This window comes from Corticimicrobacter sp. (assembly GCF_040137905.1).
Classification (GTDB): domain Bacteria; phylum Pseudomonadota; class Gammaproteobacteria; order Burkholderiales; family Burkholderiaceae_B; genus Corticimicrobacter.
This window is the reverse complement of the sequence record NZ_JBEFDG010000006.1, coordinates 1-11,021: the sequence shown is the minus strand read 5'-3', so window position 1 is coordinate 11,021 and position 11,021 is coordinate 1. Positions and strand designations below refer to the sequence as shown.

At 58.7% G+C, this 11,021-nt stretch carries 9 protein-coding genes; all 9 read left to right on the top strand.

Going from position 1 to position 11,021, the window contains the following annotated elements; translation table 11 throughout:
- The coding region (gene tuf, locus ABN482_RS00640) for an elongation factor Tu (protein WP_349502174.1) at positions 1-1,164 on the top strand (1,164 nt) is incomplete at its 5' end.
- 69 nt (positions 1,165-1,233) lie between these two features.
- A complete protein-coding gene (gene rpsJ, locus ABN482_RS00635) occupies positions 1,234-1,545 on the top strand; it encodes a 30S ribosomal protein S10 (protein WP_109062553.1) in 312 nt (103 codons plus the stop codon).
- Positions 1,546-1,716: 171 nt separating this feature from the next.
- Positions 1,717-3,462, top strand: a complete 1,746-nt coding sequence (locus ABN482_RS00630; RefSeq protein ID WP_349502173.1) for a putative bifunctional diguanylate cyclase/phosphodiesterase — start codon at positions 1,717-1,719, stop codon at positions 3,460-3,462.
- 224 nt (positions 3,463-3,686) lie between these two features.
- Entirely contained in the window at positions 3,687-5,192 is a 1,506-nt protein-coding gene (locus tag ABN482_RS00625; protein WP_349502172.1) for a TolC family outer membrane protein, read from the top strand.
- A gap of 175 nt (positions 5,193-5,367) precedes the next feature.
- Positions 5,368-5,559: a hypothetical protein gene (locus ABN482_RS00620; protein ID WP_109062746.1), complete on the top strand. Its 192-nt coding sequence runs from the start codon at positions 5,368-5,370 to the stop codon at positions 5,557-5,559.
- Entirely contained in the window at positions 5,543-7,717 is a 2,175-nt protein-coding gene (locus ABN482_RS00615) for a type I secretion system permease/ATPase (RefSeq protein ID WP_349502171.1), read from the top strand. Before ABN482_RS00620 ends, ABN482_RS00615 begins: the two co-directional genes overlap by 17 nt.
- Before the next feature lie 23 nt (positions 7,718-7,740).
- Positions 7,741-9,123, top strand: coding sequence for an HlyD family type I secretion periplasmic adaptor subunit (locus ABN482_RS00610; RefSeq protein WP_349502175.1), 1,383 nt, complete (start codon positions 7,741-7,743; stop codon positions 9,121-9,123).
- Positions 9,124-9,225: 102 nt separating this feature from the next.
- The gene (locus tag ABN482_RS00605) at positions 9,226-9,852 is read left to right on the top strand and encodes a response regulator transcription factor (protein ID WP_349502170.1); all 627 of its coding nucleotides are present in this window, start codon (positions 9,226-9,228) and stop codon (positions 9,850-9,852) included.
- A 151-nt stretch (positions 9,853-10,003) separates the two neighbouring features.
- Positions 10,004-11,021 (top strand): retention module-containing protein (locus ABN482_RS00600; RefSeq protein ID WP_349502169.1); only part of this gene is annotated, 1,018 nt, incomplete at its 3' end.

Here is an 11,021-nt window from a genome sequence, read left to right as displayed (position 1 = left end):
AAGCCGCACGTGAACGTGGGCACGATCGGTCACGTTGACCACGGCAAGACGACGCTGACGGCAGCGATTGCAACGGTGCTGGCCAAGAAGTTCGGCGGTGACGCCAAGGGCTACGACCAGATCGACAACGCGCCGGAAGAGAAGGCACGCGGTATCACGATCAACACCTCGCACGTGGAATACGAAACGGCTGCGCGTCACTACGCACACGTTGACTGCCCGGGCCACGCTGACTATGTCAAGAACATGATCACGGGTGCAGCGCAGATGGACGGCGCGATCCTGGTGGTGTCCTCGGCTGACGGCCCGATGCCGCAGACGCGCGAGCACATTCTGCTGAGCCGCCAGGTTGGCGTGCCGTACATCATCGTGTTCCTGAACAAGGCCGACATGGTGGACGACGCTGAGCTGCTGGAACTGGTCGAGATGGAAGTTCGCGAACTGCTCTCGAAGTATGACTTCCCGGGCGACGACACCCCGATCATCAAGGGTTCGGCCAAGCTGGCGCTCGAAGGCGACCAGAGCGAACTGGGTGAGCCGGCGATCCTGAGCCTGGCCGAAGCGCTGGACAGCTACATCCCGACGCCTGAGCGTGCCGTGGACGGTACGTTCCTGATGCCGGTTGAAGACGTGTTCTCGATCTCGGGTCGTGGTACGGTGGTGACGGGTCGCGTCGAGCGCGGCATCGTCAAGGTCGGCGAAGAAATCGAAATCGTCGGTATCAAGGACACGGTCAAGACGACTTGCACGGGCGTGGAAATGTTCCGCAAGCTGCTGGATCAAGGTCAGGCAGGCGACAACGTCGGTATTCTGCTGCGCGGCACCAAGCGTGAAGACGTCGAGCGTGGTCAGGTTCTGGCCAAGCCCGGCTCGATCAAGCCGCATACCGAGTTCACCTCCGAGGTGTACATTCTGTCCAAGGAAGAAGGTGGCCGTCACACGCCGTTCTTCAACGGCTATCGTCCCCAGTTCTACTTCCGCACGACGGACGTGACGGGCACGATCGATCTGCCGGCCGACAAGGAAATGGTTCTGCCGGGCGACAACGTCTCGATGACGGTCAAGCTGCTGGCCCCCATCGCCATGGAAGAAGGTCTGCGCTTCGCCATCCGTGAAGGCGGTCGTACCGTCGGCGCCGGCGTCGTCGCCAAGATCATCGCCTGATCGCTGGCATAAGCCTTGTGCGAAGGCCTTCCGGCCTTCGCACCTCTCATTCGCTCTTTAGGAACCCACATGAAGAACCAAAAAATCCGCATCCGTCTGAAAGCATTCGACTATCGTCTGATCGATCAGTCGGCTGCCGAAATCGTCGATACGGCCAAGCGTACCGGTGCTGTCGTTCGCGGTCCCGTACCCCTGCCCACCCGTATCCGCCGCTACGACGTGCTGCGTTCGCCGCACGTCAACAAGACGTCGCGTGATCAGTTCGAAATCCGTACCCATCAGCGCCTGATGGACATCGTTGATCCCACCGACAAGACGGTTGATGCGCTGATGCGCCTCGATCTGCCGGCCGGTGTCGACGTCGAGATCGCCCTGCAGTAATCAGGGTCATGTCCCGGAAAAAGCCACTATTTAGTGGCTTTTTTTATGGGCTGAATTTTTACTGCTACCCCTATACTGAACACTTGGGTCAGATTCTGTCAGTGACATCTGCGTAATTCGATGGATTGTTGACAATTGCTTCATTGCAGCAGGTCTGGTGGATAGCGATGTATGCACAGGCAGGGCATGTGTGCCCGGCGATGTGCTGGAATGGCGGATGTGAGCAGCAAACCGGCAAAACAGGACAGGGATATCGAGCATATTCATCGAAGGATGACGGATATGTTGCCTGTGGCGGTGTTCGTCGTGGATGCACAGGGATGCATTCTGTATGCCAACCCCGAGAGTTCTCGACTGTTTGGTCGCTCCCTTGATGTGCTGGCAGGCAGTCACATTACCGCATTGCTGTCACGCAGTGGATTCGTCAATGAGGACAAGAGCCAGCCTTGGGCTGAATTTGCCGCTCGACATATGCGCAGGGGAGAAACCTGGCATTGGCTGAGAGAAACAAACGGCGCTGCAGCCATGCGTATGCATATTGCGCCCATCCAGCCCGATGATCATTATCTGGTCTGTGTCGAAGAACTGCTGCTGACAGAGCAGTTTCCAGAACATGTCAAAGGCTATGACCTGCTCACCAATCTGCCTAACCGGCACATGGCTGAAGCCCATCTGCGGCGGTTGCGCAGGCAACTGAAGGCAGATAATGACAGCGATCTGCTCTATTACCTGCTGATCGATATCGATAATTTCCGCTATATCAATAATACATTGGGTCATCACGTTGGCGATCAGGTGCTGCTGACAGCCGCCCGGCGTTTTTCGCAGTGCTGCAGCACGGGAGAGTTTCTGGCACGCCTGGAAAGCGATGAATTTGTCGTGATTATCCAGTGCCCGGCGGAGACCGCACTGATCGAAATTCTCGACAAGCTTATCGCCTGTCTGTCCGAGCCTTTTGTGCTGGGGCGGCACCATCTCGACATCAGTGCAACGATTACCGCGAACGAATATACGGTGGTCGAGGCCGGCCTGATGGTGCTGACCCTCAATACCCGTACGATGCTGGACCAGGCACAGGATGCTACATTGCAGTACCAGCGTTTCTTTACGCAGGAAACCGCCCAGCAGATCTACAAGAATATTGCCCTCGCCAAGGATATCGAGGAAGGGCTCGACAAGAACGAGTTTTTCCTGGAGTACCAGCCTCAGGTGTGCGCGGCCAGTGGCCAACTGGTCGGTGCCGAAGCCCTGATTCGCTGGAACCATCGCCGCTATGGTCGGCTGTCTCCGACTGAGTTCGTGCCGATTGCAGAAGAAACCCGCAAAATCATCCTGATCGGGGACTGGGTGCTGCAGAAAGCCTGCGAGCAGCTTGCCATTCTCAAGCAGGCGACCGGTCAGACCTTCCGCATTTCAGTCAACATTACGCCTGATCAGGTCCAGAATCCCGGTTTCTGTGATCGAGTTTTCGAGTTGTTGGCCATGTATCACCTTGACCCCCATTCACTCGAGCTGGAAATCACCGAAACCACGCTGGTCAGCGAAGTCGAAAGCGTAAAGCGCGCCCTGAGTGCCTTGAATCAGCGTGGGGTCTCCATTGCGCTGGATGACTTTGGCACGGGTTATTCGAGCCTGTCGCATCTGGCGCAGTTTCCGGTCAGCAGGCTCAAGATCGACCGCAGCTTCATCAATATGCTGCCGGACAACGATCATCATGCTGCATTGGTGGGCGCACTGATTTCCATGGGGCGCAAAATGGGCTTGAAGGTGGTTGCGGAAGGGGTGGAAACCTGGGGGCAGCGGGATTGGCTCCTGGCACAGGGATGCCATGAACTGCAGGGCTATCTGTTTGCCAGGCCACTGGGCGAAAAATCGTTGCTGGCACGGATTGTCGAAGAGGATCGTCGACGGCAATGATGTATGCTGTTGCGGTGTCGCGATTAAACATCACCGACCTTGTTTTTGCCAGCATAAAAGATTTGATTATTCTTGATGTTCTATCGATACTGTAAAGTAGATATACAGATTCTTAGTAAGTACAATCCCTGCACACTGTAAAAACAGTGTCGCGACGCAGGGTCATGCCTCAAGAATGCAAGCCGGAAGCTTGCAGCTCCGCCTTGCCGAACGGGACACACACTATGTCTGCCACCGGTTTTTCTCTTAAGTCCACCCTGTGCGCCGCGATTCTCCTGGCCCATGCAGGGCCTGCCCTGGCGCAACAGACAGGTGGTAACGCGCCTGCTGATACGCTTCAGACGGTTATCGATAAAGCGGTGACCACACACCCTGAAATCCGTGCTCGTGCCAACGATATGCTGTCGACCCTTGAGGGCCAGAACGTGGCCCGTGGTGCGCTGCGCCCGGAGGTCAATGCCAATGGTTGGGTCGGCAAGGAGTGGCGCAGCCATGTTCCTGACTCTTCCTCCTACAACTGGAACCGTCCGGGCTGGAGTGTCGAGTTGCGCCAGCTGATCTATGACGGCTGGAGTTCGGTCAATAATGTGCGTCAGCTGGGTTTCGAAAAACTGTCCGGCTACTATGAGTTGCTGGCCACGATCGACAACCTTGCAACCGAGGCATCACTGGCTTATCTCGATGTGCAGCGCTACCGCGAAATGGAACGCCTGGCTCGGGACAATTTCAATATCCACGAACAGACGCTGGCGCATTTGCGCGAACGCTCGATGTCCGGCGTAGGTCGTGGTGTGGATCTGGAGCAGGCCAATGGTCGCCTGGCGCTGGCGCAAAGCAACCTGATGACCGAGAGCGGCAATCTCAATGATGTTGCCCAGCGTTATCGCCGTGTGGTGGGCGAGTTTCCGGCCACCCATCTGGCAGCCGTGCCCGACATGGCCACGTTCCTGCCGACGCCGGAGGTCAAGGACTTTGCCAGCTCGGTGCGGATCAACCCCAGCTTGCTGTCCAAGCAGGCCCTGGTCCAGGCAGCAGAGGCGGGTGTGGAATCGGCGCGTGGCAATTTCCAGCCCACGCTGGAGTTCCTGGCATCGACTGGCCGTGATCGTGAAACCAATGCACCGGCCTCTCGCGATATCCAGAGTTCCCGCGTGCAACTGCGCATGAGCTACAACCTCTATCGTGGTGGTGCAGATGCTGCGCGTGTGCGTCAGACCTCGGCACAGCAGTATGCTGCGCAGGATGTGCGCGACTATACCTGCCGCAACGTGTCGCAGGAATTGTCGATCGCATGGAATACGGTCGAACGCCTGCGTGCCCAGATGCCCTATCTGGTCGAGCATGAGCTGGCGACCTCCAAGGTGCGTACGGCCTACCAGCAGCAGTTCCAGATCGGCCAGCGCTCGCTGCTCGATTTGCTGGATACCGAGAACGAACTGTTCGATGCGCGCCGTGCCCTGACCAATGCGCAATTCAACCTGCGCCAGGCAGAAATCCAGTGGCTGGCCCTGTCGCACAAGGTTCTGCCCATGGTGGGTCTGAGCCCGAATCAGGTCGCGCCCGAAGAGGATGCCAAGCTGCTGCTGCCTGATGAGGTGCTGGAGCAATGTCGCACTCCCATGCCTGACAACAGCAACCTGGCTCCGGTCGCCGTCACTTACCGCGACGGTATGGCACCTCCTGTGCTGACGCCGGTACAACAGAATGGTGCCGGTGCGGCTGGATGGTAGTCATTTCTTGCAGCAATGTTAGAATTCTTGTCATAAGTTGAGCAAGCCGGATGGCCAGGACATATGCAGTTTTGATGTCCTGGTTTTCTTATCTGAAGCGGCAAGGAGCGGCATGATGAGCGATAGCGACAACCATTTGGAAGGGCGCGCGCAGCAAGGCCCCGTTCACCAGGAAATGCAGGCGCTGGACGTCGGTTTCATCCGTGTGCTCGAAGATCTTATCGACACGCTGATCGACAATGGCGTCTTGCGTCTGACTGACTTGCCGCCCCAGGCACAGGACAAGCTCAATCAACGCAAGCGTGCGCGGCAGAAGCTGCGCAATTCGCTGGACCTGATTGGCGAGGATGATGACAGCACCATCTGATGAAATGCCGGACCGCGCATGGCAGATGCCGGCCCATGAAACACATGACGATCCCCTCTTGAGCTGTCTGGTTGCCGTTCTTCGGCACCATGGCGTGGATTGCACAGGTCAGGGCCTGTCGCAGGGATTGCCTCTGGTCGGACATCGCATGGTGCCTTCGCTGCTGGCACGGGCGGCTGCTCGCGTGCAGTGTTCGGCACGGCTGGTCCGGCGCAACCTTGCAAACCTGCCGGCTGGCCTGCTGCCTGTCATCCTGATGCTCAATGGCGCACGCGCCTGCGTGCTGCTGGAAGTGCGGGAGCAAACCTGCCTGGTGCAGTTTCCGGAGTCGGACAGCCCGGTAGAGATTGCCACGCAGGAACTGCTCGAACGCTACACCGGACTGGCGTGTTTCGTCCGTCCGAATTTCCGTTTCGAGAAACGCAACCAGACCCAGACCAAGACACGTGCCGGACACTGGTTCTGGAGTGTGGTGATGGAGAACCGGCGGCTCTATCGTGATGCACTGCTGGCTGCCTTGCTGATCAATATCTTTGCAATGGCCATGCCGCTGTTCACCATGAACGTGTATGACCGCGTGGTGCCCAACAATGCTGTCGAGACACTCTGGGTACTGGCGGGCGGCATTGGACTGGTCCTGATTTTCAACTATGTATTGAGCACGATTCGCGCCCATGTGGTGGATACTGCCAGCAAGAAGATCGACGTCAAGCTTTCGGCGCAGATCATGGAGCGGGTGCTGGACCTGAAAATGGAGAACCGGCCTGCCTCGGTCGGGTCGTTTGCCTCCAATCTGCGGGCTTTCGAGTCGGTGCGCGACTTCATCGCCTCAGCCAGCCTGACAACGCTGGTGGATCTGCCGTTCGTTCTGCTGTTCCTGGCGGTACTGGCCTGGATCTCGCCCTACATGCTGATCCCGCCACTGGTCGCTATTGTGCTGGTGCTGATCGTGTCGGCGGCGGCACAGATCCGCATGGAACAGCTCACGCTGGAAACCTTCCAGGCATCTGCACAGCGCAATGCCACGCTGATCGAAGCCCTCTCGGGCATGGAAACCATCAAGACCCTCAACGCGCAGGGCAGTATCCAGCGCAAGTACGAAGGGGCCACCCAGTTCCTGGCACACATGGGGGGCAAGCTCAAGTTGATATCGTCATCGACCGTGGGTTTCATCCAGATGGTGCAGCAACTGGTTTCGGTGGCTGTCGTGATTATCGGGGTGTACCTGGCTTCCGAATCGGCCATTTCGATGGGTGGCATCATCGCTGCCTCGATGATCGCCGGGCGGTGTCTGGCTCCTTTGGGGCAGGTGGCGGGTCTGCTGATGCAGTATCACCAGGCCAAGACGTCGCTGGCATCGGTCAACCAGGCCATGGAAATGCCGATCGAGCATCCAGCAGGCAGACAGTTTGTGCCACGTCCCAAGCTGCAGGGCAGTATCGAGTTCCGTAATGTGACCTTTACCTATCCGGGGGCCGAGCAGGCGGCACTGGCCGGTATCAGTTTCAAGCTCAAGGCAGGTGAGAAGGTCGGAGTGATCGGGCGTATCGGCTCAGGCAAGTCCACGCTCGAGAAGCTCATTCTGGGGCTGTATGCACCGACTTCCGGTGCCGTGTTGATCGATGATGTGGATGTTGGCCAGATCGATCCCATCGATCTGCGGCGTTCGATTGGCTATGTTTCACAGGATGCAACGCTGTTCTATGGTTCGCTCAAGGAAAACCTCACCCTGAGTGCACCGTTTGCCGCCTCGACGGACATGCTGCATGTCGCAGGCGTGGCGGGTGTGGACGAATTCGTCAGCCAGCATCCCCAGGGTTACGACATGATGATCGGCGAGCGCGGCGACTCCCTCTCGGGTGGGCAGCGCCAGGCGGTCGGCATTGCCCGCGCCCTGATCAATGATCCTCCCATATTGTTGCTCGATGAACCGAGCAGCAATATGGATAACCAGAGCGAGGCCAATCTCAAGGCGCGGCTGCTGGATGCGGGCAAGGACAAAACCGTGTTTCTCGTGACCCACCGTACTGCGCTGCTTGAAATGGTCGACAGATTGATCGTGGTAGATCAGGGCCGGATCGTGGCCGATGGTCCAAAGCAGCAGGTGATGGATGCGCTCAAGGCCGGCCGCATCAGCCGTGCAGGAGGCCGGACATGAAGCGCCTGTTTGCCCTGCTGTGGATGCCGTTCTCCTGGATCGTGCGGCCGGTCCTGAAACTGTTCGATCGCCTGGTCGATGGACGCAATCCCTATGCCGAGCGCTACGCGGCCCAGGATCTGATCGCCGATGCGCAATGGACAATCCAGCAACAGCATGCACGGGGGTCGCGCAAGCTGTTGTGGGTATCGGCGCTGGTGGTTGTGTTGCTGCTGGTGTGGGCGGCCGTCGGCAAGATCGACGAAGTGGTCCGCGGGACGGGCAAGGTCGTTCCATCGCGCCAGGTACAGGTTATCCAGAGCCTTGACGGCGGGATTGTCGAGGAGATCCTGGTCAGGCCGGGCGAGCAGGTCGAGGCAGGGCAGATCCTGCTACGCATCGATCCGACCCGGTTTTCCTCTTCGCTGGGCGAGAACCGGGCCGAGCGCCTGTCTCTGCTGGCCAAGGCAGCACGGCTGGAGGCGCTGGCCAATGGTACCGATTTCGTGGCACCTGAAGATGTGTTGCGTGACGCCCCTGACCTGGCTGAAAACGAGCGGCAGGTCTGGCAGACCCGTAACCGCGAGTTGGCGGCTACCCTGACGATCGCTCAGGAGCAGTTGCGCCAGCGGGAGCAGGAGTTGCGTGAAACCCGCGCCAATCGTGACCAGGCATCGTCGAGCTGTGGCCTGACGTCCCAGGAATTGCGTGTGACCCAGCCTTTGCTGCAGAGCGGTGCCGTGTCCGAAGTCGATTTGCTGCGGCTGCGACGTGACGTGGCACGCTATTGCGGCGAAGCCAAGGCTGCCGAGGCTCAAATGAGTCGGATCGACGCAGCGATTGCCGAAGCCACCACCAAGGTTGAAGAGTCGGAACTCAACGCACGCAACGAAGCGCGCCGTGAACTGTCCGAAACTCAGGCCAAGCTGGCCACGCTCAAGGAAAGCCAGGTTGCTCTGGTTGATCGTGTGAAATTGGCCGAGGTGCGCTCTCCGGTGCGTGGCGTCGTCAACAACATGATGATCAATACAGTGGGCGGCGTCGTGCAACCTGGCAAGGATATCCTTGATATCGTGCCATCCGACGATACGCTGTTGCTCGAGGTCAAGATCAATCCGCGTGATATTGGTTTCCTGCATCCCGGCCAGAAGGCCGAGGTCAAGTTCACTGCCTACGATTTTGCCGTTTTCGGTGGGCTGGAAGGCGAGGTCGAACAGATCGGTGCCGACAGCATCACGGATGAAAAAGACAATTCGTACTATCTGGTGAAGGTGCGTACGGGGCAATCCTACGTAGGGGACGATGCTCGCCCTATCCTGCCCGGCATGCAGGCCGAGGTGCATGTCATGACGGGCAAGCGCACATTGCTGCACTACCTGCTGAAACCTATCCTGCGGGCGCGTGAGAATGCGCTGACAGAACGTTAATTAGTGAAATATGCATCGATTATGGCGTCACCGCCAATATCGATGCCATGCTGATTTTGTTAGGATGTAAGCGCGAGTAGCAAAGTGTTTATGGAGAGGACAATGCAAGCAGTGCCGGTACTGTTGGTGACCCAGGATGATGCCTTGTGGCAGCATTGGCGCCAGATCGATGCATTGGGCTGGTTGCCTGCACGGGGCCACGCACTGCAGGATATTGCCCGTTGGGGAGACGCGCAGCGCGGCCTTGTCGTGATTGACGCCGACCTGCCACGCTTGCCTGCCTGGAACGATACTGCCTGGCAATCCGTGGCGGACAAGACCCGCATTCTGATCGGCAGCAGCCGACTCGATGATGCCGAAGCCACCCGGGCGCTGGCCATGGGGGCCTGGGGCTATTTTCATGCCTATGTGCCGGCTGCAGCGTTGGCCCATATTTTGCAGACGGTATCCCTGGGGGAAATCTGGATCGGACGGTCCCTTGTGCAGCGCCTGTTGCGGCAAGTGAGCCAGGCCGGTACGGAGCGGGCCGATTGGGCGGGTGGACTGACAGAGCGGGAAGTCGACGTGGCCCGCCGTGCGGCAGGCGGCATCTCCAATCAGGGCATTGCAGATGAACTTGGGATCAGCGAGCGTACGGTGCGTGCGCACCTTTCTGCCATTTTCGAAAAGCTGGGCGTGACCGACCGGTTGGCGCTGGCGCTCAAGGTACATGGCATCCAACACGCCTGATCCGAGTTTGTAGCGGTGCGTCAAGCCGCTGCATTGTCAATAAAAGCAAGTTTCCTGCAACTTCTTTCCTGGACTGTCGTCAACGCCAGTATGCGTGCCCGTAGTGCCTGACTAAGATGGATCCCAATCAAATTTATACTGGGAGAGTCGTATGGCAACGGCAATTGTTGGCAAACTGGTGGGGCAGGCCTGGGTACGTGGTGAAGATGGCCAACTGACGCCGTTGCGTCAAGGCATGCGGGTTCCCGAGAATGCCGAGATCGTGACCAGCGCGGGCGCTTCGGTCCAGCTCGATTTCGAAGGGCAGCCCTCCGTGGTGATCGGCGCAGACCGTGCCGTTCAGCTTGATGCTTCGATGGCATTGACCGACGTGGACCCCAGTGAAGCTGCAGTGGCCCAGCCGACCGATCAGGCTATCGAGGGTATTGCTGCATTGTTGGCCGATCCGGATGCGGATCCGTTTGCCGAACTCGATCCGACCGCTGCGGTGCTGGGGGGTGGTGGCGGTGCCGGCAGCAGCTTTGTGCGTCTGCTGAGCGTCGTGGAAAATATCACGCCGCTGGCCCTCGAATATCCCCGGGGTGGCGGTGACGATGACACGATCCGTTGGGTGCCGGGTTCGGGCAATACCAACGCGGCTCCCGTACTCACGATTACCGGTCCCCAACTGTTTGATCTGTCCCGCATCAATGACGATAGCGACACGATCGATCCGTTGGGCATCGCCCAGTATTTCAATGATCCGGATGGCGATACGCTGACGTTCAGCGCAGCCAACCTGCCTCCTGGTCTGAGCATCGATCCTGTCACGGGTCTGATTACCGGTACGCTGGACAACAGTGCCAGTCAGGGCGGCAATGGTGGTGTCTATACGGTGGTCATTACGGCAACCGATTCGCTGGGGGCCAGCACCAGCCTGACATTTACCTGGACAGCCCTCAATCCGCCGCCTGAAGCGGCTGATGATGCAGGCACGACCGAGGAAAACACAGTGCTGGCGGTGTCGGCCCAGGATGGCTTGCTGCGCAATGACCGCGACCCGGATGGTGATGATCTGGTCGTGACGGGCATTGACAACGGCAATGGTGTGAAGGTTGCGCCGGGCACGCCGGTGGCGGGCAGCAATGGTGGCACGCTGACGGTCAATGCCGATGGCAGCTATGTATTCA